We start from the raw sequence: 25,181 nt of genomic DNA, 5'->3' as shown, positions 1-25,181 counted from the left end.
GAGCGGGAGTGACCGTCAGGGGGTCGAGGGCTCGCGCGTGCGCTCGGAATGTCTGTTCCGCTCGGCCCAGCGCGCCACCGGTGGCATCAGGGCCCCGATCGCGGCGAACCCGACGGCCATGACAAGCCACCCGACGGCACCGTGTTCGATGGCAAGCCAGGTGAGCACGGCGGGCGCGATCATCTTGCCGAGGTCGGCGCCCATCGCCGATGTGCCCTGGTACTGGCCTTGGGCGTGTTCGGGTGCAAGGCCGAAGGACATGCCCCAACTGCCGGCCGACTGTCGGATCTCGCCGAGGACGTGGGCCAGCGCACCGGCGACGAGGAGGGCGCAGGCGACGACCGCGGAGGCGCCCCCGGTGAGGGCGAAGATCACGCAGGCGACGCCGAGGCAGAGCGATCCGGCCCGGGACGCACGGGCCGCGGCGAGCGGTTCCTCGGTTCCGCGCGCGGCCCTGACCTGGAGCAGGACGACCGCGACGGTGTTGGTGATGAGGATGACGGCGATCATCCAGCGGGGTGCGTCGGTGTGGTGGAGCACCCAGAGCGGGAGGACCACGTCCAGCAGCAGGTTGTGCATGGAGAGCAGGCCGTCCAGCACGACGAAGGTGAGGAAGGGCCGGTCGCGCAGCACGATCAGGGCGGGCCCGGGCCTGGCCGGTTGTGGCGGCACGGCCGGGAGCAGCAGCGTGAGCAGGCCGGTGATCAGGTACGTGGCGGCGTTGAGCACGACGGCGGCCCGGTAGGCGGCGGGCGTGTCGACCACGAGCGCCAGACCGGCGAGGGCGGCTCCGACGGAGACGCTGACGTTGCTGGTGGCCCGCAGGTGGGCGCGGACGGTGACCCGGTCCTCGGGCGGGACGAGTCCGGCGACCATCGCCATCCGGGCACTGCGGCTGGCGCTGTACGCGACGGCCTGCAGGGACAGCACCAGCAGGTACTGGCGGAACCCGTCGACGAACAGCAGGGAAGCGGTGAGCGGTCCGAGGGCGAGGAAGGACCAGATCTGCACGGCCCTGGGGCCGATCCGGTCGGCCAGGTGCCCGCTGGGGGTGCTCAGGGCGAGCGCGACGCCCGCCGCGACGCCGACCCCGATGCCGAACTGTCCGGGTGAGAGCTTCAGGACGGACACGGCGTAGATGGCGTTCAACGCCATCCACAGGCCTTGTCCTAAGGTATGCACCAGCGTGATGCCGGTCAGTGTGCGGGCAGGGCCGCGCTTCGGGAGCAACTGGTTCAGCATTGCCGTACCGCGTCACTCGGATTGAATTGTCCGGACCATTTATCGACCGTCAGGATCACTGACACCGCTCCGACCTCTCGTTCAGCACCATTGCCAACGACAAGATTCGGGAATTTCCCCCGTAGATACCCGGCCAAGATCGTCGGCCGGACACGAAGACCTATTAGAGACAGTGCCGACACGACCCGTCCAGGGAATAACCTGTGGCGCTCGTCACACACCAATAGCGCCCCGCGAGGGCAGTAAATTCTTGGTGAAATCATCCGGAGCAATGTCGCGAACGTCCGGACTACTCGCCGGTAGCGGCGGGCGGGACGGCGCGGAACACCGAGGCACTCGTCACCCCTCGCGAACGGACCGGCGAACCGAAGGCCGCCGGCCGGGTATAGGGGGCCGTGGGCGGGGCAGGCGGGAAGCGGTTCGGTTCATGACGAGACAGGCGGTCGCATGCGCAGCGTGGGTGTGGAAGAGGAACTGCTTCTGGTCGATGCCGACAGCGGTGAGGCGCTGGCCCTCTCGGGGGCGGTACTGGCCGCCGCCGACCGCGCGTGCGCGCCCGTCGACGGCAAGGGCGGTACGGACGGATCGGAGGGTCACACCTTCGAGGCGGAGCTCCAGGAGGAGCAGGTCGAGTTCGCCACCAAACCGGTCACGGAGATGGGCGAGCTCCAGGAGGAGATCGTCCGCTGGCGCGGGGAGGCGGCGCGGCACGCCGCCACGGCCGGTGGGCTCGTCGTGGCGGTCGGCACCTCCCCGTTGGCCGTACGTCCGTCCATCAGTACCGGACCCCGCTACGAATGGGTGGAGCGCCAGTTCGGGCTGACGGCGCAGGAGCAACTGACCTGCGGCTGCCACGTGCACGTGTCGGTGGAGTCGGACGAGGAGGGGGTGGCCGTACTGGACCGCATCCGGCCGTGGCTGCCCGTCCTCACCGCGATGAGCGCGAACTCGCCGTTCTGGCAGGGCGAGGACAGCCTGTACGCGAGCTACCGCAGCCGGGTGTGGAACCGGCTGCCCTCCGCGGGCCCGGTGGACGTGTTCGGCTCGGCGGACCGGTATCACGAGGAGGTGGGCGCCATGGTCGGGACGGGCGTCCTCCGCGACACCGCGATGATCTACTTCGACGCCCGGCTGTCGGCCTCCTACCCGACCGTGGAGATCCGGGTCGCGGACGTCGCCCTGCACGCCGGGACCCCGGTGCTGCTGGCCGCACTGGCGCGGGGGCTGGTGGAGACCGCGGCCCGTGCGTGGCGGGCCGGGGAGCCTCCCGCGCGGATCAGCACGAGCCTGCTGCGGCTGGCCTCGTGGCGGGCGGGCCGATCGGGCCTCGACGGGCCCCTGCTGCACCCGCTGACCATGCGGGAAGCCGCGCCGGAGGCGGTGGTCGAGGCCCTCCACGACCACGTCCGCGACGCGCTCGTCGACCTCGGCGACGACGGGCTCGTCCGGGCGGGCATCGCCGAGCTCCTGGCCCGCGGCAACGGGGCGCGCGTCCAACGCTCCCTCCTGCGTGCGCGGGGCAGCCTGGCGGAGGTGGTGCGGCAGTGCGCGCGCGTCACGACGGAGGGCGCCGGCTGAGCCGGCCGGCCCGGGATCCCGCACGCGCGAGCCCCCGGCGGTCGCGGGCCGCGTCGCGCACCGACCCGGCCCGTAGGGTTCGTCCGACGGGCCTCGGCCCCGCACCGTCGGACCCGACGGGCCCACCGACCGCAGGAGGCCGCGTGCCCACCGCACATGACTGGATCAACGCCCTCGGCCTGGAGGAGCACGTGGAGGGAGGGTACTTCCGACGCACCTTCCAGGCCGACCACCGTCCCCGGATACCGACGGCCGGCGGTGAGCGGCACACCCTCACCTCGATCCACTACCTGCTCACCCACTGGTCACCCGTCGGGCACTGGCACCTCAACGAGTCCGACATCCTGCACTTCCACCACCACGGCGAGCCGATCACCTACCACCTGATCCACCCGGACGGCCGGCACACCACCGCCGTCCTGGGCCAGGACCCGGGCCGGGGGCAGTCCCTCGCCCTGGCGGTGCCCGGGGGCGTCTGGAAGGCGTCCCACCTCACCGCCGGGGACCACGCCCTGATCAGCGAAGCCGTCGCCCCCGGATTCGACTACGCCGACATGACCCTCGGCCGGCCCGAGGACATGTTGCGCCTCTTCCCCGAGCACGCGGAGCTCGTGCGCCGCTACTGCCGGACCTCTCCGGAGCGTTGACGGCGGTGGGTGCCGGGGCGCCGGGAGCCCGGCGTGCGTTCCCGCCCGACCGACGTCAGAGGTAGGGGTCGAAGGGGATGCCGGCCGGTTTGGCCTCGGCCAGGTGCGAGGCGAAGGAGCCGTCCTTCAGACCGAAGTGCGCGCTGCCGAAGTTGGCCTGGGTCAACTTGTCGCGCACGCCGGACGGATAGCCGTTCCACCCGACGAGCGCCGGGTACTGCCAGGTGCCCTTGTGGTTCTCGGGCGGTTCGTCGTTGGTGTTCGCCGCGCGGAAGCAGTGGGTGCCCAGACCGTCCTTGTGGTAGACGATCTTGGGGTGGGTCCCCTCCCAGCGGATCCGGTCACGCGCGTGGACGACGAAGTCGCCGTGGGCCGAGGTCGCCACGTACTTGGCCTCGTTGCCCTGGATCCACACCACCACGTGTTCCCAGTCGTGACGGTGCCCGCCGAGGCTGATGCCCGGTATCGCCTGGTCCTTCTCGAAGTACAGCGCGTACGCCACGGCACACCAACCGTTGTTGCAGGTCGATCGGGCGTAGCCGTTGGTGTTGTCGAGGTCCGAGGCGTCCCGGCAGTTCCCGTTGAGGGCGCCGGTCGGGTTGAGTCCGCCGTTCAGCGCGCCGGTCGAGCTGATGGCGGGTGTCGGATAGCAACCGTCGGTGTCGTAGTCGTAGGCCGGCTGGAAGGTCAGCTCGATCGCGTCGGCGTTGACGGGCAGGGCCGGCGGCGGGGCGGCGAAGGCCGGTGGGGAAACCCCGATGACGAGGGCGAGGGCCGCTCCGGCGACCACGAACGATTTCCGCGTACGACGGTACGTCCGCAAGGTACGCCTCCTGGCAGGCCGGGTGCGGGTGTGCGTGCGGGGTCCGGCCCGTGCCGAAATCCGGACGCCCGCAGCATCATTGGCGAAGGAACCTCATCCGACAAGGGTTCGGATGCATGAACTTGCCTTGTTTCAAAAGGAGTTGACACCCGCACCGCACCGCATCGCCTCTCTACCCTTGCGCGGTCTCCTTCACGGCCCACTCCAGGTACTCCTGCGAGGCGTGCACCGGGGCCAGTACGATCCACTGCGGTACCTCGTACGGGTGGCGCGCGTGCACCCAGGCCTCCAGCTCGGCGGCCTTCTCGTCGGTCGTCTGGAAGGAGACCCGGTACTCCCGCTCGTGCCGCAGCTTGCCCTCCCACCAGTAGAAGGTGGTCATCCGCGCGTCCACGTGCGTGCCGGCCGCCAGCCGGGCCTCCACCGCGGCCCGCGCGATGTCGTACGCCTTGTCCTCGTCGTTCACGGTCGTCTGTGCGATGACGATGCTCGTCACTCCGGTCCTCCTCCGTCGGGTGCCGCCGACCCTATCCACCCGCGTGCCGAGGGTCGGCCGTCGCCTCCCGGCGGCCCCCGGTCGCGGCCGTCCGCGCCTGCCGCGACCGGGGGCTTCGGCCCGACGCCTATCGGGCCACGGGAGCGTTACCGGTGACCGTTCCGTCCGTGCCGGACACCGTGACGGCGTGTCGGACGCCGTCCGGGCCGAGGACCACCGCCAGCCAGGCGCTGCCTCCACCTTCCTGGGCGACCACGCGCAGGCTCTCCACCTTCCCGCCGGTCACCGCCGCGGCGGCCTTGCCGGCCGCGTCGCCGATGGCGAGGGAGGGCAGTGGCGCCGGTGCTGCCTGCGCGGGACCACCACCGGCGCCCCGCTCCCCGGGACCGTCACCGCCCGCGCCCCGACCCCCCGGGCCACCGAGCGCTCGGTGCTCCCCGGGGCCCGCCTGACCGCCGTGTCCGGGCACGGATTCGGCGCGGCGCTCCCCCGGGCCGTCGACGCCGGGAGCGATCCGGGCGAAGCGCGGCCGGTCCTCCCGGTCGTGGTGGTGCTCGGCCACGGCGAGGACCGCCACTCCCCCGGCGACGAGAACCACCGCGGCGCCGAGCGCGCCCCATCGGGCGCCGTTGCTCCGGGGCACCAGCCGGCCCAGCGCCGTCCGCCCCCGGGGTCCCACGGTCGGCGGGCCGTCCTGCGGCGGCGCGGACGGTCCGGGCTGCGCGGCCGATTCGGGTTGCGCGGCCGGTTCGGGTTGCGTGGCCGGGGGGATCGACGAGTCGGGCATGCTGTTGCTCCTCAGGACAACCGGGCGCGTCACCCGGCGGGGTTCCCGAGCATGCCGAGCCGAAGCTGAAGCCCCGCTGAAGCCACCTGAAGACCTCTTCAGCCTCCCGCGGACCGGGCCTGAGACCCTGTTCGGCATGCGCGTACTGGTGGTGGAGGACGAACGGCGACTCGCCGTGGCACTGCAACGGGGACTTCGGTCCGAGGGGTTCTCGGTCGACGTGGCCCACGACGGACCCCAGGGCCTGTGGATGGCGTCCGAGCAGACCTACGACCTGATCGTGCTCGACATCATGCTGCCCGGCCTCAACGGCTACCGCGTCTGCGCGAAGCTGCGCGCCGCCGGCAACGAGTCGGGCATCCTGATGCTCACCGCGAAGGACGGCGAGTACGACGAGGCGGAGGCACTGGACACGGGCGCCGACGACTTCCTGTCCAAGCCGTTCTCCTACCTGGTGCTCGTCGCCCGGCTCCGCGCGCTCGCGCGGCGCGCGGGCAGGCGCGGCCCGCAGGTGCTGCGGTGCGGCGACCTGGTGATCGACCCCGCCCGGCGGTCGTGCACCCGTGACGGCACCGCCATACGCCTGACCGCGCGGGAGTTCGCGGTCCTGGAGTGCCTGGCCCGCCGCTCGGGCGAGGTGGTGACCAAACGGGACATCCTGGAACAGGTATGGGACAGCGCCTTCGAGGGCGACCCCAACGTCGTCGAGGTGCACGTCAGCGCCGTGCGCCGGAAGATCGACGCACCGTTCGGGCGCGCCGCGCTGGAGACCGTCCGCGGGGCCGGATACCGGCTGGCGGCCGACGGTGGCTGAACCCCGTCCCGTCCGCGACCCGTACGGCCCGCGCATGCGCCGCCGCCGGGTCTGCGGCCTCCTGCTCCACCACGTGCGCGTACGGGGCCCGTTCATCCGTAGCCGTCTCCTGGAGAGCCGGCCCGCCGCGGCCTGCCGCGCCGGAGCAGTCGTGGCGCTCGAACGATGGCCGGCCCTGCGCCGGCTGTGGCCGACCACCGTGCGGGCCCGGGCGACCGCGGGGGCGAGCCTCGTCGTGGCCGCGGCCCTGGCATTGGCCTCGTTCGCCCTGCTCGGCCTGCTGGAGGCCAACCTGTTGCGCAACGCGGAGAACGACGCGCGGCGGCAGGCCGACAGCGTGGCGCAGCTCGCCGCCGCCGGGCGGCTCGACCGCGTCCGGCCGACGGGCCGCGGCGTCGAGTTCGTCCAGGTGGTGAGCGCCGACGGAAGCATCCTGTTCGCCACCCCCAACCTGCTCGGAGTCCCCGCGTTCCCCTCGGCCGGTCCCGACGCACCCGGGATCCGCTTCCAGACCTGGCGTGTTCGGCCGCTGGGCGGGGACCACCGTCAGCGGGTCGTCCGGGTCGTCACGGACACGCCGAGCGGCCCCGCCGTGGTGTACGCCGGGGCCTCCCTGCGCGACGCGGACGCCGCCGACGACACCACCACCGCGGCCCTCGTGATCGGCATGCCCCTGCTGCTGGCGACCGTCGCCCTCGTGACGTGGCGGGTCACCGGCCGAGCGCTGCGGCCCGTGGAGGCCATCCGCGCCGAGGTCGCCGGGATCTCCGACCGCGACCTGCACCGCCGGGTGCCCGTACCGGCCACCCACGACGAGGTCGCCCGGCTCGCGGAGACCATGAACTCCACCCTGGACCGGTTGGAGGCCTCCGGTGCCCGTCAGCGGCAGTTCATCGCCGATGCCTCGCACGAACTGCGCTCCCCCATCACCGTGCTGCGCACGCAGTTGGAGGTGGCCCTGGCCGTCCGGGACCCGGAGCTGTGGCCCGAGCTCATCGGTGGGGCCCTGGAGGACGTCGAACGGCTCCAGCACCTCGCCGCGGACCTGCTGCTGCTCGCCCGCATCGATGCCGCGCAGCCCGTGACCACCGTCGCAGTCGACCTGACCGCCCTGGTGGACGAAGCCGTCGGGGCCAGGGTGGGCGACCGGGTCCCCGTCCGCACGTCCCTTGAGGAAGGGGTGGGCATCACCGGCAGCGCCCTGTGGCTGAGCAGAGTCGTCACCAACCTCCTGGACAACGCGCAGCGTTACGCGGACGGGTCCGTGGAGGTCACCTTGCGCACCTCGGACGGCCCGGGCCCGCGCCTGGCCGTGCTGGAGGTCACCGACGACGGTCCGGGCATCCCGACGGCCGACCGGGACCGGGTCTTCGAGCGTTTCACCCGTCTCGACGACTCGCGCAGCCGCGATCATGGCGGGGCGGGCCTGGGCCTGGCCATCGCCCGGGACCTGTCGGCCGCCCACGGCGGGACGTTGACGGCCGAGGGCGCCGCCCGGGGCGCCCGCCTGGTCCTGCGGTTGCCCGCCGTGCCCGTGGTGCCCGACCCGGACACCAGCCCGTCTATCATGCGTTCCAACCGTAACGAAGGGAGCACCCAGAGTGGGTAGCAGTGTCGAGACGCTCGAATTCCAGGCCGAGACGCGCCAGTTGCTCCGGTTGGTGATTCACTCGATCTACTCGAACAAGGACATCTTCCTGCGCGAGCTGATCTCGAACGCCTCGGACGCCCTGGACAAGCTGAGGCTTGAGTCACTGACCGACGCGGACCTCGGGGTCGACACCTCCGACCTGCACATCGTGCTGGAGACCGATCCCGACGCCCGCACGCTGACCGTCCGCGACAACGGCATCGGCATGAGCCGCGACGACCTCGTGGACCTCATCGGGACGATCGCCAAATCCGGCACGGCGAGCCTGCTGGAGAAGATCAAGGACGCCGACGACCCCGCCGCGGCGCAGAACCTGATCGGGCAGTTCGGCGTCGGCTTCTATTCCGCCTTCATGGTCGCGGACAAGGTCACCCTGCGCACCCGGCGGGCGGGCGGCGAGGAGGGAACCCGGTGGGAGTCCGACGGCGAGGGCACCTACGAGATCGAGGCCGTCGACGGCCTGCCCGTGGGCACCTCGGTGACCCTGCACCTGAAGGCCGCCGACGGTGAGGACGGCCTGGCCGACTACCTGGCCGCGTGGAAGGTCCGTCAGATCGTCAAGCAGTACTCCGACTTCATCCGGTGGCCGATCAGGATGGCGGTCGAGCGCGCCGACGGCGACGACGCGACGACGCCCGAGGTCGAGACGCTGAACTCGATGAAGGCCATCTGGGCACGGCCGCGCAGCGAGGTGACCGAGGCCGAGTACAACGAGTTCTACCAGCAGATCAGCCACGACTGGCAGGCTCCGGCCGAGACCATCCACATGAAGGCCGAGGGCAACTTCGAGTACGAGGCCCTGCTGTTCGTGCCCGCGCAGGCGCCGTTCGACCTGTACTCCCGCGAGAGCAAGCGCGGGGTGCAGTTGTACGTCAAGCGCGTGTTCATCATGGACGACTGCGAAGCGCTGATGCCCAACTACCTGCGCTTCGTCAAGGGGGTGGTGGACGCCCACGACCTGTCGCTGAACATCTCCCGCGAGATCCTCCAGCACGACCGGCAGATCCGCAGCGTGCGCCGCCGGCTGGTGAAGAAGGTCCTCGCCGCCCTCAAGGGCGTGCGGAACGACGACAGCGGTCGCTACGCGGAGCTGTGGTCCCAGTACGGCCGGGTGCTGAAGGAGGGCCTGCTGGAGGACACCGACAACACCGAGGCCCTGCTCGAACTGGTCGCCGCGGACTCCACGCACGACAAGGGGACGACCACCACCCTGCGCGAGTACGTCGAGCGCATGCGGGACGGTCAGGACACCATCTACTACCTGACCGGCGAGAACCGCACCACGGTGGAAAACTCGCCGCACATGGAGGCGTTCGCCGCCAAGGGGTACGAGGTCCTGATCCTCACCGACCCCGTCGACGAGGTGTGGACCGACCGGGTACCGGCCTTCGACGGCCACCGGCTCCAGTCGATCGCCAAGGGTCAGGTCGACCTCGGCGGGCCCACCGGCGAGGACGAGGACGCCGAGTCCGGGGCCAGGCGCGAGGAGGAGTTCGCCGCGCTGCTGCCCTGGCTGACGACCGCGTTGTCCGACGAGGTCAAGGAGGTCCGGCTGTCGTCGCGGCTGACCACCTCGGCGGCCTGCGTCGTCGGTGACGCCCAGGACATGACCCCGACGCTGGAGAAGATGTACCGGGCGATGGGGCAGGAGATGCCCCCGGTCAAGCGGATCCTGGAACTCAACCCCACGCACCCGCTGATCGCGGCGCTGCGCACGGCGCACGGGGCGAACGCCGACGACGACGCCCTGAAGGAGATCGCCGAGCTCGTGTACGGCAGTGCGCTGCTCGCCGAAGGGGGCGACCTGCCCGACCCGGCCCGGTTCACCCGGCTGCTCACGGACCGGCTGACCCGCACCCTCTGACCGGTGGGTGCGGCCCGGGGCGCGCGGATCGCGCGGCCCGGGCCGCACCCGCGGGGTGACCGGGTGGTCCTTCGGCGTTCGGTGGCGGCCGTACCGGGCGGGCGCCCCCTACCGCGCGGCTTCGCGCGAGGGCGTCCCGTCCGCGTCGCCGGCGTCGTGCCACCGTCGGCCGGGAGTGGTGAGGACCACGAGCCGCTGGGTCGCCCGGGTCATCGCGACGTAGCGGTCCACCGCGCCGGCGACGCCCGCGCCGAAGTCCTGCGGGTCGACCAGGACGACCAGGTCGAACTCAAGGCCCTTCGACAGCGCCGGGGTCAGTGACCGGACGCGGGGCGTCGCGCGGAACGAGGGATCGCCGATGACGCAGGCCACCCCCTCGGCGTGCGCGGCGAGCCAGCAGTCGAGGATCGCGTCGCGCTCGGTCACGGATCCGTGCAGGACGGGAATGCCGCTGCTGCGGACGGAGGTCGGCACGTTGGCGTCCGGGAGCGCGGCGCGGATGACCGGTGCGGCTTCCGCCATCACCTCTTCCGGGGTGCGGTAGTTGACGCTCAAGGAGGCCACGGTGATCCGGTCGATCCCGACCCGCTCCAGCCGTTCCCGCCAGGACTCCGTGAATCCGTGTCCGGCCTGGGCGCGGTCGCCGACGATGGTGAAGCTCCGGGACGGGCAGCGCAGCAGCAGCATCTGCCATTCGGCGTCGGTCAGTTCCTGGGCCTCGTCCACGACGATGTGCGCGAACGGCCCGGCGAGCCGGTCCCGGTCGGCGTCGGGCAGCGCGGCGGCGTCGATCAGGCTGTCCTGGAGGTCCCTGCCGCGCAGCATCGTCACCGCGCCCTCGCCGTCGGCGTCGGCGGCGAGGACGCTGTCGATGACCCCGGCCATGCGCTCGCGTTCGGCGGCGACGGACGCTTCGTGGCGGCGCTTGCGCAGGGACGCCCGCGGGTCGCCGAGGCGCTGCCTCGCCGCGTCCAGGAGCGGCAGGTCGGACACCGTCCAGCGCCGGGTGTCCGCGCGTTGCAGCGTCTGCGCCTCTTCGCGGCTCAGCCAGGGGGCGCACTTGCGCAGGTAGGCCGGTACCGACCACAGGTCGGCGACGAGTTCCGCCGGTTCCAGAGTCGGCCAGGCACGGTCGAGAGCAGCCGCCAGTTCCCGGTTCCCGCGCAGCGACCTGCGGAACAGTTCCTCCGGGACGTCCTCCTCGTCGCCGTCGTCGTCCCACCGGTGCTTCTCCAGCAGGATCGTGGCCAGTTCGGTCCGGATCTGCTCGCGCGCCTCGTTGTGCGGGGTGCCCGGCTCCACCGCGTCGAAGGCCGTGGCCCAGTCATCGGCGGTCAGCCGGATGTCGGACCAGTGGGTCGTGACCGTCATGCCCCGGGCGGGCGGCTCCTCGTAGATCCGGACGGCCGCCTCGACGGCCTTCACCAGGCCCGCGGAGGACTTCAGCCGGGCCACCTCCGGGTCGCTCTCGACCGTCGCCGCGGCTCCTTCGGCGACGAGGTCCCGGAGGGTGCAGGTCGCCACGCCCTCCTCGCCGAGGCTGGGCAGGACATCGGAGACGTAGGCCAGGTAGGGGCGGTGCGGGCCGACGAACAGCACGCCGCCGCGCCGGTGTCCGAGCCGGGGGTCGGAGTGGAGGAGGTGGGCGGTGCGGTGCAGGGCGACGACGGTCTTGCCGGTGCCGGGACCTCCGTCGACGACGAGGGCGCCGCGGGAGCCGGCCCGGATGATGGCGTCCTGGTCCGCCTGGATGGTGCCGAGCACGTCCCGCATCCGGGACGAACGGTTGGCTCCGAGACCGGCGATGAAGGCGGACTGGTCGTCGAGGGCGGCGTGCCCCTCCAGGCCGTCGGCGGTGAACACCTCGTCCCAGTAGTCGCCCACCCGGCCGTCGGTCCAGCGGTACCTGCGGCGGCTGGTCAGGCCCATCGGGTTGGCGTGGGTGGCGGCGAAGAACGGCTCCGCCGCCGGGGACCGCCAGTCGACCAGCAGCCGGCGGCCCGTGCTGTCGGTGAGGCCGAACCGTCCCACGTACAGGCGCCGGGCGTCGTCGGCGCCGACCATGCGGCCGATGCACAGGTCCAGGCCGAAGCGGCGCAGCAGGCGCAGGCGGGCGCTGAGCCGGTGGATCTCCGCGTCCCGGTCCATCGCCTCCCGTCCCAGGCCGCCTGGTGCCCTGCGCGCGGCGTCGAGTCGCTCGGACACCTCGGCGATCGTGCGGTCGAGGCTGTCCGCGAGGGCCGAGAAGTGCTGCTCGTCGTCGGCTACCAGCTTCGGGTCGGCCTTGGCGGAAAGGTGGTCGGGAAGGTCGAACACGCTGGTGGTCAGCGGGTGCACGGATGCGGCTCCGATCTCGGGTCGGTCGTCGGCGACCCCGGTGTGCGGGAGGTTCGTCACGCGAAGGCGGCGGGCGCGGCGGGTGGCCCGGACGGGGACCACTGCGCGCATGGTGGACCCCCTGTCTCGTGACCGTGGGGGCTTGGACCGGTGATTCTGCTGCACCACCGGGGCCTTGCCGCAAGGCCCCCCACGCGCTATAACTTGAGAGTGGCAAGGAGTGCGTACACCTCCTTGCCTTTGTTGTTGGCGGTCGGTTGCGAACGGCCCGTCGCCGCGGACCGACCGGGCCCGGGGACGGACGGCGCCCCACCCGCTGCCGCGGCGTCGACGGGCGGCCGTCAGTACGAGTGGTCGACCGTGACGTCGGCCGACAGCCGTAGCGCCTCCTCGGCCGGTGCCCCGCGCAGCCCCAACAGGGTCAGTGTGAGCGCGTCGATCGCGGCGAGGTGGGCCAGTCGGCCCGCCACGGTCTCCAGGCCGAACACCAGGTCCTGGCCGCCCGCGACGAGCGTGCAGTCGCTGGTCCCGCTCAGGGGCGAGCGGGCGTAGCTGGTGACGGCCACCACCTGGGCCCCGGCCCGTCGCGCGCGCCGGGCGGCGTCCACCGTGCTGCGCGTGGCGCCGGTGTGGCTGATGGCCAGGCAGACGGCGGGGGCCGTGAGCTGCGACGCGGCCAGTTGTGCGGTCAGCGGATCGGCCGGCGCGTCGACCGCGCAGCCCAGCGCGCGCAGCCGGTAGGCGGTGTCCAACGCGACGGCGCCGGACAGTCCCGCGCCGACGACCAGGACCCGTGCTGCCGCGTCCAGCAGGGCTGCCGCCGTGCTCAGGTGCTCCGGGGTCACCGTCGCCGTCAGCCCGTCGAGTGCCTCCTGGGCGGCGCGGACCGTGTCGGCCAGGGCGCGGGCGGCCGGGTCCCGGTCCCGGGAGGGTTCCGGGGCGGGTGCCTGCCGGGCGGCGTTGATCTTCAGCTCCTGGTACCCGCGGAATCCCAGTCGCTGGCAGGCCCGTACGACCGTGGAGGGTGCGGTGCCGGCGAGGGCCGCGACGTCGCTGACGCTGAGGTGCACCAGCTCCGCGCCCTGATCCAGGACGACCCGCGCGACCTTGGCCTCGGTCTCGCGCAGGTCGGGCAGGTGGGACCTGATGTGTGCGGCGAGCCCGCCCCTCGATGCGGAATAAATTTCCATGGGTTTAGTGTAGTGGGGAATTCTGTTCCACAGCTTCGTGGCTCCTCGGAGTCATGTCACTCCGTAGGACCACCGTGGGGAGCACACGTGCCCGGGAACCTGCCCATCTCGACGGGCACGGCCGCCGTGCCCGTCGTCGTGCTCGCCTCGGCGGTGCTGCACGCCACCTGGAACGGGCTCACCCACGGCCTGCGCGACAAGCTGGCCGGCTTCACGCTGATCAGCCTGGCCTCCGCCGGATGCGGCGCCGTCCTGGTCTGTTTCGCCCCGCCGCCCGCCCCTGCGGCCTGGCCGTACATCGCGGCCTCCGCCGCCCTGCAGGTGGCCTACCAACTCCTGCTCCTGCGGGCCTACCAACTCGGGGACTTCGGCCAGATGTACCCGACCGCCCGGGGTACCTCGCCCGTCGTGGTGGCCCTGGTCTCCACGACCCTGCTCGGCCATTCCCTGCCGGTCGGACAGGCCGTGGGCATCGCGGTGATCTCCTGCGGCCTGGCCGGGCTCGCACTGGCCGACGGCCTGCCGGGCCGCGACCGGTTCCCCGCGCTCGCGGCCGCCATCGGGACGGGGGTCATGATCGCCTCCTACACCCTCGTGGACGGCAGCGGCGTCCGCGTCTCCGGCAGCGTCCTCGGATACATCGCCTGGCTCTTCCTGTGCCAGGGCCTCGTCCTCCCGTTGATCGCCCTGGCCCGCCGGGGGCCCGCGCTGTTGACCGCGCTGCGACCGCTGTGCGGCCGCGGGCTGGTCGGCGGGCTGCTCTCCCTCCTGGCGTACGGGCTCGTCGTGTGGGCGCAGTCCCGCGGCGACCTGTCCACCATCGCCGCCCTGCGGGAGACCAGCATCGTCTTCGGCGCCCTGATCGGCGCGTTCGTCTTCCGCGAGAGGCTCGGTCACCGACGCGTCACGGCCGCCGCCACCGTCCTCTCGGGCATCGCCGTGCTCCAGCTCACCGGTCGGTGAGGCCCGTGCGACGGGTCACTTCTTCTCGCAGGTGAAGGTCACCTGCGCGCTGCGCGCGCTCTGGTTCTGGTCCGGCAGGTGCAGGGTGACGAAGGTGCTCACCGTCGAGGCGTTCGGCTGCGGCGGAACCTCCACGACGTGCAGCAGGGCGTGGCCGGTGGTGGGGGGCTTGAAGTCGACCGAGCCCGGCGAGACGGGGGTGGCACTGGAGGCGAACGTCCAGTAGTAGCGGACCTTTCCCGTTCCGGTGGCCGTGATCTTGCCGTCGAACTCGGCCGTGGTGCCCTTGGCGCAGTCGATGACGGAACCGGCCGGTGTCAGGACGACCACTTCGACCTTGGTGACCCGTACGTCCTGCTTGCCGCCTCCCGGCTTCTGGGCCGCGGCCGTGGCGCACGCGACCCGCTTGGTCTGCTGGGAGCCGGCGACCTTGTAGCTCACCCCGTACGCGCCGTGGCGCAGTCCGGGGCGGTCCAGGACCCCCTTGGAGTTGACCTTGACCTGAACCGACGTCTTCGGTCCCTCGATGCGCACCGTCTGGTTCGCGGGGAAGCCGCCGAGGTGGAGCTTGTAGGACGTGTCACCGGCAGGCCCGCCGTTCCCGCCCGGCAGCAGTTGGCAGGAGGGTGCCGCGGGTGCGGCTCCCGGCTGCGTCGTCGCCTTGCCGCCTTGGGCCGCCAGGGCGGGGGTGAGGGCTACGGAGGAGGCGAGGAGCGGAGCCGCGAGGAGCACGAGACACCGACGCCGGTTGGTCTGCCCGTTCATCGCGCTGCCCTTCGTGAGGAGAGCCCCGAGCGAGGAACTCAGGATATCGGCCGTCGCGTCCTCGGGCAGCGCGTGCCGCTCGCGGTCAGGGGTTGTCCCGGTCCGGGCCCCGATCGCCCGCGGGTCGGACCTCTTCCACCGTGCTGGTGCCGCTACCCGGCCGGGACTCCCACGTCCACGTCTCCTCCAGGCGGAGGCGGCCGTCGGCGAGCTCGGTGACGAGGGAGACGCAGTGCCCGGAAGCGGTCGTACCGTCGGAGCGGAGTTGGACGTAGCGGAAGTCGACGGTGTCGCCGGCCCGGGTACCGACCAGGTGGCCCCGCACCACGTCCCCGCCGGCGTACTCGGCCCAGACGCGTCCGTCCGCCTCGTGGTACTCGAAGAGGGTCCGCAGACCGACTTGGCCGGGGGCCTGGTCGGCGGTGGGGGCGAAGGTGAGGCCGTCGAGCGAACGCGTCATGAAGGGGTCCTTGGGAGTGGGTGGGTCGCCGGGGATCGCACGGTGCCGGACGCCCGCCGGAAAAGCGAATCGGGGGTGGGTCGGCGGGCTACCTGCCGAAAAGGAAGGAGCGGGCCGGGACGAAGATCTCGTGACCGGTGGGGAAGCGGACGCGCACTCCGGACTCCGTCCACGTGGTCGATTCGATGCCCTTGGCGCCCAGGACCGGGTCGATGTCCAACCAGTGTCCGTAGGACGCGCCGGGATACCTGCCGACGACCATCCTGTAGGAGTGCCGACCGGACAGGGTGTGTGCGTGCACCAGCCCCAGGTGGTGCGGCGCCTCGTCGGCGTACTTCACGTCCGCGGGGGCGGTGCTGCTGTACGTCACCTCGGTCCGGGGCCACCAGAGGACGGCCAGGAGACCGGCGGTCAGGAGGATCCCCGCCGCGGCGCCGAGCAGGAACCTGCCGATCCCGCTCCTCCGACGGGGCCGCGCGAACCGGTCGGGCCGGTCGGGGGTGATGGTGTCGATGGTCTTCCTCCAGGGCAGCGCGCCGTACCCGGTCCGCCCGGGGCGCCTCCGTGGGAAGGACGCGGATGCTGGCCGGCGGGTTGTCGTGACGGCGGCTCAGTTCCGTGTGCGTGCGCGCCGGCGGGGGCTCGTGCGCGCCCGCCGGCGCGGGGTCGGGGCCGCTTCGTCCGCGGTCCGTCCCCTACCCTCGTGCACGGAGATGATCCGTGATGCCGTGCGCATCCGTACCGAGGAGGCGACGGTGAGGGGAACAGGCCTGCGGTGGTGGCTCGCGGGGGCCGTGACCGCGCTCTGCGTGGTGCTCCTGGGGCCCAGCGCACCGAGCGGCGCCCTCATCGCCAGGCCGCTGCCGGCCCACGCCGTCAAGGACATCGTGCCCGACCGGGTCGCCACCTGGAACATCTGCAACCCCTGCGGTGCGGTCGGGCAGAACCTCGGCCGGGCCGCGGAGATCGCCACGTACGCGCCCCAGGTCATCGCCCTGCAGGAGGCGTGCGTGCGCGACGTGGAGAAGATCCGTGACCACCTGAGGACCTTCTACGGGCTCGACTACCACGTCGAATACGGCATGGTGCTGCGGAACCGGAATCGCTGCGGGGGGCTGCCGTGGAGTCCGGGGGCCTTCGGTCAGGCGATTCTCTCGGCGGCACCCATGACCGACAGCAAGCAAGTGGAATATCCCGACGGTGGATCCGAGGACCGTGGGTACATGGCGGTCACCACCACCGTGGGAGGCCGATCCGTCCGCGTCCTCAACACCCACCTCGCCCAGCGTCGGCAGGAGACGGTCCGGGCGGAGCAGGTCGGCGTACTCGCCGCGGAGGTCGCCCGGCACGACCGGGCGATCGTCCTCGGGGACTTCAACGCCGTGCCGGACGCCGCCGAACTCGGCCCGGCATGGGCACTGGCGACGGACGCGGACCCGCAGTGCCGGCCCTCGCCCGGCGCGTGCGGGCCGACCACCGACTGGAACATGAAGTTCGACTACGTCTTCCTGCGGGGCATCACCCCGCGGGCGCAGCACGTGCGACCCAGTCGGTACTCGGACCACCACCTGGTGCACGCCGATCTGAACATCGACTGACCCCGGCTCGAAGCCGGGTCGAAGTCGGCCGCCGGGTCAGCCCTTCCAGGCGCGTCGCACCCTGCCGTCGTCGACCTCGAAGTTCAGGCGCCCCTCCAGGTATTCCAGGGTGATCAGCGCGCCCGGCGGAAGGCGGCGGAAGGTCGACCAGCCCCGTAGGCGGGCCCGTTGTTCGGCCTCCCCCGCTTCGAGCCCGACGTAGCGGGTCGGGTCGTCGTCGGGGGACGCGGGGACGGAAGAAGGAGTCATGGGTCCCTCCTGCCCCGCCGGCCCCCTGTCGACGCCCCGGGCGCCTGAGCGGTACGGGGCGGCGCCGGACGGTGCCCGGGGAGGCCGGGCGGCCGTGGCTTGAAATCGGACAGGTGTCCGGTACGGCGGGGTCCGGACCTGCTCGACGAAAGCCCTACTGACCAGTACTTTCGGCGTCCCGACCCATGCGGATGCCCGATGAATTCGGGCCTTTCATTCGCGGCGACGCATGATGCACGAAACGTCGATATCAAGAATGGGGCACCCTCCTACGGCGTCCCGGCACCCTGGGGCCCCCTGCGGATCAGGGCCGCAGCGTTGACCCCTCAGTAACTTGCCGCTACTTTCGCTACGTCCACCGAACTGCCCGAATTCCCGTTCCGGGCGCGCGCGACCTCATGCCTTCCTTCGGCGCTTTCGTTTGACCGAAATTTCCCCCCGGGTAATGCATCGCACATTCGGAGAATTATGACGTCGGCAGAGCACGTCCTGGACCTGGTCATTGGATTGACTCCTTTCGGTGAGCCCGACGCGCGGCTGGCGGCCGCCGTGACGCGCGGTGGGGGGCTCGGTGTGCTGGACCTCGGGAGCGGGGACCGCGCCGCCAGGAAGGAGTGGACCGACCTGCGCGGGTGGCTGCCCGGCCGCCACGGGGTCCGCGTCGGTCCGCGGTGCCGATTACCCCTCGACGACCTGGTCCGTGACGGCGGACCGCCGCACACCGTGGTCCTCGGCGTCGGCGCCACCTGGTCACCCGGCGCCCTGCCCCGCGGCGTGCGCGTCCTCGCCGAGGTGACCGGGGCGGACGAGGCCCGGGCCGCCCTGGACTCGGGCGTCCACGGCCTCATCGCCCGCGGCGGGGAGTGCGGAGGGCGGATCGGCGAACTCGGCACCTTCGTCCTGCTCCAGCAACTGCTCGACCTGGTCGGCCCCGACGGTCCGCCGGTATGGGCCTGTGGCGGCATGGCGCCGGGCACGGCCGCGGCGGCCGTGGTGGGCGGGGCCGCGGGCGTGGTGCTCGACACCCAACTCGCGCTGCTGGCCGAGTCGGCGGTTCCCGAATCCGTCGCGGCCGTACTGCGGGGGATGGACGGCTCCGAGACCACCGTCCTGGCGGGCCACCGGTTCCTGCACCGCCGCGCCCCCGGCGCCGGACCCACGGACGGGGTTCCCGACGACCCGGCACGGGTGGCCGCCCTGCTCGGCGGCCGGGACCCGGACGCGCAACTGCTGCCCGTGGGCCAGGACGCCTTCCTCGCGGCCCGGTTCGCGGCCGACCACGGCGACGCGGCAAGCGCCGTCCGCGCCGTCACCGAAGCGGTGATGGCCGCGGTCGAGGGGGACCGCGCCACCGGCGTCCTGGTCCCCGGGTCGGCCATGAGCCGCGCCCTGGGCACCCGACTGCCGATCGCACAGGGACCCATGACCCGCGTCAGCGACGGCGTCGACTTCGCCCGGGCCGTGGCCGACGACGGGGCCCTGCCCTTCCTGGCCCTGGCGCTCGCCGGCGGCGACCGGGCCCGCGCGCTGCTCGCCGAGGCGGGGACGGCGTTGGCCGGCCGCCCCTGGGGGGTGGGGGTGCTCGGCTTCGCCCCCGAGGAGACCCGTACCGCCCAGTTGGAGGCCGTCCGCGCCCACCGACCCACACACGTGATCATCGCCGGCGGCCGGCCCTCGCAGGCGCGGTCCCTGGAGGCCGACGGCATCAAGGCCTTCCTGCACGTGCCCTCGCCGGGACTGCTGCGCCAGTACCTGGAGCAGGGCGCCCGACGGTTCGTCTTCGAGGGCGCCGAGTGCGGCGGCCACGTCGGGCCGCGCAACAGCTTCCCGCTCTGGGAGGCCCAACTCGCCGTGCTGAGCGACTGGATGGACGACCACCAGGACCGGACGCACGAGCGTGCGCACGGCCCCGGCGAGCAACCGGGCCCCGACCGGGCGCAGGGCGCGGACGACGCGGCGGGCATCGAGGTGTTCCTCGCGGGCGGCATCCACGACTCCCGCTCGGCAGCCATGGTCGCCGCGCTCGCCGCCCCGCTGACCGCCCGCGGCTGCGCCGTGGGCGTCCTGATGGGCACCGCCTACCTGTTCACCGAGGAAGCCGTCACGTGCGGGGCGGTCCGGCCCCTCTTCCAGCGGCAGGTCCTCGCCGCGGAGCGGACCGCGCTGCTGCGCACGGCCCCCGGACACGCCACCCGGTGCGTCCCCAGCCCGTTCAGCGACGGATTCCGCGAGGTGGAGGCCGGGCTGCGCGCCGAGGGCGTTCCCGGCCGCGAGATCTGGGAGCGGCTGGAACGGCTCAACGTCGGTCGGTTGCGGATCGCCAGCAAGGGGGTCGAGCGCACCGGCGCCGGGGCGCTGGAGACCGTGGACGAGGCCCGCCAGTACGCGGAGGGCATGTTCATGGCCGGCGAGGTGGCGGTGCTGCGCAGCGCGACCACCACCGTCGCCGCCCTGCACGCGTCCGTCACCGAGGGGGCCGTCGACTTCCTCGACCGGCGCACCGCCGACCTGCGCGGGGGCCGTGCCCCCGGAGCGGCTCCCATCCCGAACGCCTCCGTCGCCGGGCCCGATCCCGCGCCGGCACCGCTGGACGTGGCGATCGTCGGCATGGCCTGCATGTTCCCGCAGGCACCGGACCTGGCAGCCTTCTGGTCCCTCGTCCTCGACGGCCGGGACGCCGTCACGGAGGTGCCGCCGGAGCGCTGGGACCCCGCCGTGCACCACTCCGCCGATCCCGGGGCCGCCAGCGCCTCGAAATGGGGCGGTTTCCTGCCCCGGATCCCCTTCGACCCGCTGCGCTATGGCATCCCGCCGGCCTCGCTGGGCAACATCGAACCCGTCCAGCTCCTGGCCCTCGAAGCCGCCCGGCGCGCCCTGGAGGACGCGGGGTACGGGGAGCGGGGTCGGGGCTTCGATCGAACCCGGACGGGTGTCGTCTTCGGCGCCGAGGCGGGCAGCGACCTGTCCAACGCCACCACCCTCCGGGCGGTGCTCCCCTCCTACTACGGGCACGTCCCCGCCGAACTGGACGACCAGTTGCCGCGGTTCACCGAGGACACCTTCCCCGGCATGCTGGCCAACGTCATCTCCGGACGGGTCGCCAACCGCCTCGACCTGCGCGGCGCCAACTACACCGTCGACGCGGCCTGCGCCTCCTCGCTGGCCGCCGTCGACGCCGCCTGCAAGGAGTTGGTGCTGGGCACCAGCGACCTGATGCTGTGCGGGGGCGCCGACCTGCACAACGGCATCAACGACTACGCCCTGTTCACCTCCGTGCACGCCCTCTCCCCCACCGGCCGGTCACGCCCCTTCGACGCCGGTGCGGACGGCATCGTCCTCGGGGAGGGCGTCGCCTGCGTCGTCCTCAAGCGCCTCGCGGACGCCGAGCGCGACGGCGACCGGGTGTACGGCGTGATCAAGGGGGTCGGGAGTTCCAGCGACGGGCGTTCCCTCGGGCTGACCGCCCCGCGTCCGGAGGGCCAGCGCGCCGCCCTGGAGCGCGCCTACCGCAACGCCGGTGTCTCGCCCGCGCGGGTCGGGCTCGTGGAGGCGCACGGCACCGGCACCGTGGTGGGTGACCGCACCGAACTCGGCGTGCTCACCGAGGTGTTCTCCGAGGCGGGCGCCACGAGCGGCGGGTGCGTCCTGGGGTCGGTGAAGTCGCAGATCGGGCACACCAAGTGCGCCGCGGGGCTGGCCGGGTTGATCAAGACCGCGCTCGCCCTGCACACCGGTGTCCGGCCGCCCACCCTGCACCTGGCGAGGCCGGTATCCGCGTGGAAGGAGGGCGAGAGCCCGTTCGTCTTCCACCGGGAGGCGCTGCCGTGGCCGGCCGCGCCCGAGCAGCGGCTCGCGGGGCTGAGCGCCTTCGGTTTCGGCGGCACCAACTTCCACGTCGTGCTCGCCGCGCACGCCGGTGACGGGCCTCCCCCGGCCCACTCCCGGGACGAGTGGCCGGCGGAACTGTTCACCTTGCGGGGCGCCACCGTGGCCGCGGCCCGCCGAGCCGCCGCGGAGTTGCTCGACCTGGCCGACGGTGACGGGTCGGGGGCGGCCCCGTGGCGGTTGCGCGACCTGGCCGTCACGGCCTCGCACCGTGCCGCCCGTGCGCAGGGGCCCGTACGCGCCGCCTTCGTCGCACACGACACCGCCGACCTGCGCCGCAGGCTCGGACACGCCCTGGACGCGCTCGACACCCGCGCCGCCCCGGACGACCCTCCGCCCGGCGCGACGCCCGTCCCGGGCCCGGCGCGCCCTCCCGCGGCCGTCGGCGGCGGTCCGGCGCCGGAGGTCCACCTCGCGGAGCCGACGGACGGCGAGGGCCCCGGCCGCACGGCGTTCCTGTTCCCCGGACAGGGCAGCCAACGTCCGGGCATGTCCGCGCACCTGTTCACCGCCTTCCCGGAACTCGGCCGCCTGCTGGACGCCCGCGCCGGCGCCCGCGTCGCCGCGACCCTCCACCCGCCCGCCTCGTTCGACGACGCCGGGCGGGAACGCGACCGTCGCGCCCTGACCGACACCCGGGCGGCCCAGCCGGCCCTGGGCATCGTCGAACTCGCCGCGTACGAGGTCCTCACCCGCGCCGGGGTCCGCCCCGACCTGGCCGCCGGTCACAGCTACGGGGAACTCGTCGCCCTGTGCGCGGCGGGCGTCATCGACACCGATGCCCTGCCCGGCCTCAGCGCCGCCCGGGCGGCCGCCGTACTCGGCGCGACCGGTGACGATCCCGGCACCATGGCCGCCGTCGCGGCCACGCCCGAGGAGGTCGAGCGGGTCCTCGGCCCGCGGCTGCCGGAGGGGCTGGTCCTCGCGAACCACAACGCCCCCCGGCAGAGCGTCCTCTCCGGTCCGAGCGCCGCCGTCGACGCGGCGATGGGAACGCTGCGCGAAGCCGGTCTCGGCGCCAAGCGGCTGCCGGTCGCGTGCGCGTTCCACAGCCCGCTGGTCGCGGCCGCCGGCCCCGCCTTCCGACAGGTTCTCGAACAACAGCTCCTCCGGGAGCCGGAGTTCCCGGTCTGGGCGAACCGTACGGCCCGCCCGTACGCGTCCCGTGCCGACGCCGTGCGCGACGAACTCGCCGCCCAGATCGGCTCCCCGGTGCGTTTCGTGGCGCAGATCGAGGCGATGTACGAGGCGGGTGCGCGCACCTTCATCGAGGTGGGGCCCGGCCGGGTGCTGACCCGGCTCGTCGCCGACATCCTGGGCGACCGCCCGCACCGGGTCGTCGCCTGCGAGCCCCGGCCCGGCAGTGGTCTCCCGGACCTGCTCGACGCGCTCGCCCGGCTCGCGGTCGCCGGACTGCCCGTGGTGACGGACTGGATGTTCCGGGGCCGCGACGCAGTCGACATCGACCGGGCACCGGCGCCGCGCCGCCCCGGTTGGACGGTCGACGGCCACCTCGTGCGCACCGCCGCCGGCGAGACGCTCCCCGGCGCCCTCGCGCCCGCCCGACGAGTCGAGGAGATCCCCGTGACAACGCATCCCGGTCAACCGCCGGCCGGCACCGCCGACGCCCTCGTCGCGGAGTTCCTCCGCACCAGCCGGGACATGATCGCCGCGCAACGCGACGTCCTGCTGGCCTACTTCGGCACCGCCCCGGAGGCGGGGCAGCCCCTGGGGAGAGCGGAGCCGCACGCGCCGACGCCGGAGCTGCCCCAGCTCCCGGCCGCCCCGCGGGCGTACCCCGAGCCGTACCCCGAGCCGGCCGCCGCGACCGGTGTGGCGGCCGGTGTCGTGGCTGCACGAGCCGTCGCGGCGACGGCCGCGGGGGCCCCGGAGGAGCTCACCGAGGAAGGGGTGCTGCGCACCGTCCTGGAGCTCATCGGCGAGCGCACCGGCTACCCCCTGGACATGGTGGAGCCCGACCTCGACCTGGAGGCGGACCTCAGCGTCGACTCCATCAAGCGTGCCGAGATCGCCGGTGAGTTGGCCCGGCGCCTGGGCGCCGTCGACGGCTCCGCCGCGCTCTCCCTGGACGACGCCGAGCTGGAGGAGCTCACCCGGGCCCGAACGGCCTCGGCGATCGCGCTCTGGCTGTTCACCCGCGTCTGTGGCCCCTCGGACGTCGTGGGCGTCGAAGCCGTGGACGTCGTGGACGCAGCCGATGCCCTCGATCGGAGCGGCGGACCGACTCCGGACGTCGCGAGCGCGGCCGGGCCCACCACCACACCCGCGCCCGAACCCGCACCCGGACCCGCGGAGCACGGCGCACCGGGCGAGCCGCGACTCGTCGCCGCCCCCCGGCGCTTCCGGATGGTGCGGGTACCGCTGCCCGAGCCGCAGGCCGGGACCGAACCGGTCGGCCTCGCCGGTGGGCGGTACGCCCTGGTCGGCGACGGCAGCGGCGTCTTCCGCGGGGTCGCCGCCGAACTGTCCGCACGTCTGATCCGGCTCGGCGCCGAACCGGTCGCCTGCGCTGCCGATCACGCCCCGGGCGGGGAGGACGGGCCCGTGGACGGCGTCGTCGTCCTCACGACCCTCGGGGAGGACGGCGCCCCGTTCCTGCCGGCGGGTTTCCCACTCGTACGGGACGTCCTGCGCGGCGGACCCCGCCGGCTGCTCCTCGCCCACGAGGCGGACGGGGTCCGGGCCGCGGGGGTGGACGGGCTGCTGCGGTCCGCCGCCCGGGAGTACCCGGCGGTGGGCGTGCGCTCCGTCGGGCTGGACCTCGGCCCCGCCGGGTCCCCGGCCGGCGCGGCGGACGCGCTGGTGGCCGAGCTCCTCGCGGGTGACGCCGTGCCCGTGGTGCTGCGCACCCCCGCCGGGCGGTTCACGACGGAGCTGACCGAGGCTCCGTTCGGGGCGCTCGGCAGCACGGGGGCGGGGCCGGCCGGTGAGGGCGCCGCCGAGGTGGCGGCGCTGGGCCTGGACCGGGAGGGCGTCGTGGTCCTCGTGGGCGGTGCGCGGGGGATCACCGCTCGCTGCGCGGTCGCGCTCGCGACCGCCTCGCGGTGCCGGATCGAACTCCTGGGGCGCACCCCGGTGCCGGACGGACCCGAGGACCCGGAGACCGCCGGCGCCGCCGACCGGGCGGCCCTGCGGACCGTGCTCGCGGGTACCGGCCGCTACGGCACTCCCGCCGAGATCGACCGCGCCGCCGACCTGGTCCTGGCCCGGCGCGAGGTGACCGCGACGCTGGACGCGCTGCACGCGGCGGGCAGCCGGGCCCGCTACCGCAGGGTGGACTGCCGGGAGGCTCCCGCCGTGCTCCAGGCGGTGAAGGAGATCCACGCCGAACACGGCCGCGTGGACGGCGTGGTGCACGCCGCCGGGATCATCGAGGACCGGCTGATGGAGGAGAAGTCGGTCGCCTCGTTCGGTCAGGTCTACGGCACCAAGACCGAGAGCGCCGCGGCGCTGCTCGCCGCCCTGGAGCAGTTGCCCCGACCGCCCTCCTTCGCCGTGCTGTTCGGCAGCATCGCCGCGGTGCTCGGAAACCGGGGGCAGGCGGACTACGCGGCGGCCAACGACGCGCTGGAGTCGATCGGTTCCGCGTGGGCCGAACGGACCGGGGGGCGCGCGCTGACCGTCCACTGGGGCCCGTGGGCTCCTTCGGAGGAGCACGCCGGCATGGTGGGGCCCGAACTGGCCCGTCACTACGCTCAGCGCGGGATCGCCCTCATCGATCCCGAGGAGGGTGCCCTGGCCCTGCTGCGGGAGCTCGCCTGGGGCGACGAGACCCTCCGTTCGGTCGTCCACACCGCCTCGGAGTGGTGAG

Annotated in this window: 18 protein-coding genes; 8 read left to right on the top strand and 10 right to left on the bottom strand. The window is 73.3% G+C overall.

Annotated features, from left to right (window positions below):
- Positions 1–15 precede the first annotated feature (15 nt).
- Positions 16–1,242 carry an MFS transporter gene (locus ACZ58N_RS24105; RefSeq protein WP_471163430.1) on the bottom strand — a complete coding sequence of 409 codons (1,227 nt, stop codon included), beginning with the start codon at positions 1,240–1,242 and terminating at the stop codon, positions 16–18.
- Between the two features lie 447 nt (positions 1,243–1,689).
- Here ACZ58N_RS24105 and ACZ58N_RS24100 point away from each other — a divergent pair, with 447 nt between their 5' ends.
- A complete protein-coding gene (locus tag ACZ58N_RS24100; RefSeq protein ID WP_471163427.1) occupies positions 1,690–2,820 on the top strand; it encodes a glutamate--cysteine ligase in 1,131 nt (376 codons plus the stop codon).
- 143 nt (positions 2,821–2,963) lie between these two features.
- Positions 2,964–3,467: a cupin domain-containing protein gene (locus tag ACZ58N_RS24095; RefSeq protein WP_471163425.1), complete on the top strand. Its 504-nt coding sequence runs from the start codon at positions 2,964–2,966 to the stop codon at positions 3,465–3,467.
- 55 nt (positions 3,468–3,522) lie between these two features.
- Here ACZ58N_RS24095 and ACZ58N_RS24090 read toward each other — a convergent pair whose 3' ends face one another.
- From ACZ58N_RS24090 to ACZ58N_RS24080, 3 genes are all read right to left on the bottom strand, one after another.
- Entirely contained in the window at positions 3,523–4,290 is a 768-nt protein-coding gene (locus ACZ58N_RS24090; RefSeq protein WP_471163423.1) for an NPP1 family protein, read from the bottom strand.
- 172 nt (positions 4,291–4,462) lie between these two features.
- Entirely contained in the window at positions 4,463–4,786 is a 324-nt protein-coding gene (cutA, locus tag ACZ58N_RS24085) for a divalent-cation tolerance protein CutA (RefSeq protein WP_471163420.1), read from the bottom strand.
- Positions 4,787–4,913: 127 nt separating this feature from the next.
- On the bottom strand, positions 4,914–5,573 hold the full coding sequence (locus ACZ58N_RS24080) for a hypothetical protein (protein WP_471163418.1): 660 nt from the start codon (positions 5,571–5,573) through the stop codon (positions 4,914–4,916).
- Positions 5,574–5,709: 136 nt separating this feature from the next.
- Here ACZ58N_RS24080 and ACZ58N_RS24075 point away from each other — a divergent pair, with 136 nt between their 5' ends.
- The 3 genes from ACZ58N_RS24075 to htpG all read left to right on the top strand — a co-directional run bounded on the left by ACZ58N_RS24075 (position 5,710) and on the right by htpG (position 9,902).
- The gene (locus ACZ58N_RS24075; RefSeq protein ID WP_471163415.1) at positions 5,710–6,387 is read left to right on the top strand and encodes a response regulator transcription factor; all 678 of its coding nucleotides are present in this window, start codon (positions 5,710–5,712) and stop codon (positions 6,385–6,387) included.
- Positions 6,388–6,562: 175 nt separating this feature from the next.
- Positions 6,563–7,996 carry a sensor histidine kinase gene (locus tag ACZ58N_RS24070; protein WP_471163618.1) on the top strand — a complete coding sequence of 478 codons (1,434 nt, stop codon included), beginning with the start codon at positions 6,563–6,565 and terminating at the stop codon, positions 7,994–7,996.
- Positions 7,989–9,902 carry a molecular chaperone HtpG gene (gene htpG, locus ACZ58N_RS24065; RefSeq protein ID WP_471163413.1) on the top strand — a complete coding sequence of 638 codons (1,914 nt, stop codon included), beginning with the start codon at positions 7,989–7,991 and terminating at the stop codon, positions 9,900–9,902. Before ACZ58N_RS24070 ends, htpG begins: the two co-directional genes overlap by 8 nt.
- A 108-nt stretch (positions 9,903–10,010) precedes the next feature.
- Here the strand turns inward: htpG and helR are convergent, their stop codons facing one another.
- Together helR and ACZ58N_RS24055 are read right to left on the bottom strand one after the other, a co-directional pair.
- Positions 10,011–12,239, bottom strand: a complete 2,229-nt coding sequence (gene helR / locus ACZ58N_RS24060) for an RNA polymerase recycling motor ATPase HelR (protein ID WP_471163616.1) — start codon at positions 12,237–12,239, stop codon at positions 10,011–10,013.
- A gap of 341 nt (positions 12,240–12,580) precedes the next feature.
- Positions 12,581–13,429, bottom strand: a complete 849-nt coding sequence (locus ACZ58N_RS24055) for a MurR/RpiR family transcriptional regulator (RefSeq protein ID WP_471163409.1) — start codon at positions 13,427–13,429, stop codon at positions 12,581–12,583.
- Positions 13,430–13,516: 87 nt separating this feature from the next.
- Here ACZ58N_RS24055 and ACZ58N_RS24050 point away from each other — a divergent pair, with 87 nt between their 5' ends.
- Positions 13,517–14,392 (top strand): EamA family transporter, encoded by an 876-nt coding sequence (locus ACZ58N_RS24050; RefSeq protein WP_471163406.1) that lies wholly within the window; start codon positions 13,517–13,519, stop codon positions 14,390–14,392.
- 15 nt (positions 14,393–14,407) lie between these two features.
- Here the strand turns inward: ACZ58N_RS24050 and ACZ58N_RS24045 are convergent, their stop codons facing one another.
- From ACZ58N_RS24045 to ACZ58N_RS24035, 3 genes are all read right to left on the bottom strand, one after another.
- Positions 14,408–15,157, bottom strand: a complete 750-nt coding sequence (locus tag ACZ58N_RS24045; RefSeq protein ID WP_471163403.1) for a hypothetical protein — start codon at positions 15,155–15,157, stop codon at positions 14,408–14,410.
- Positions 15,158–15,242: 85 nt separating this feature from the next.
- Positions 15,243–15,617: an avidin-fold protein gene (locus tag ACZ58N_RS24040; RefSeq protein WP_471163400.1), complete on the bottom strand. Its 375-nt coding sequence runs from the start codon at positions 15,615–15,617 to the stop codon at positions 15,243–15,245.
- Between the two features lie 88 nt (positions 15,618–15,705).
- On the bottom strand, positions 15,706–15,987 hold the full coding sequence (locus tag ACZ58N_RS24035) for a hypothetical protein (RefSeq protein ID WP_471163398.1): 282 nt from the start codon (positions 15,985–15,987) through the stop codon (positions 15,706–15,708).
- A gap of 343 nt (positions 15,988–16,330) precedes the next feature.
- Here ACZ58N_RS24035 and ACZ58N_RS24030 point away from each other — a divergent pair, with 343 nt between their 5' ends.
- Positions 16,331–17,215, top strand: coding sequence for an endonuclease/exonuclease/phosphatase family protein (locus tag ACZ58N_RS24030; protein ID WP_471163395.1), 885 nt, complete (start codon positions 16,331–16,333; stop codon positions 17,213–17,215).
- A gap of 36 nt (positions 17,216–17,251) precedes the next feature.
- On the opposite strand, the gene ACZ58N_RS24025 is transcribed toward ACZ58N_RS24030, so the two are convergent.
- Positions 17,252–17,464 (bottom strand): proteinase inhibitor I78, encoded by a 213-nt coding sequence (locus ACZ58N_RS24025; protein WP_471163394.1) that lies wholly within the window; start codon positions 17,462–17,464, stop codon positions 17,252–17,254.
- Between the two features lie 468 nt (positions 17,465–17,932).
- On the opposite strand from ACZ58N_RS24025, the gene ACZ58N_RS24020 reads away from it, so the two are divergent.
- Positions 17,933–25,180 (top strand): SDR family oxidoreductase, encoded by a 7,248-nt coding sequence (locus ACZ58N_RS24020; protein WP_471163393.1) that lies wholly within the window; start codon positions 17,933–17,935, stop codon positions 25,178–25,180.
- Position 25,181 lies beyond the last annotated feature (1 nt).

The sequence above is a fragment of the Streptomyces sp. NPDC040432 genome (assembly GCF_055595445.1).
The sequence above is the reverse complement of the archived record's forward strand: the minus strand, read 5'-3'. Positions and strand labels throughout refer to the sequence as shown.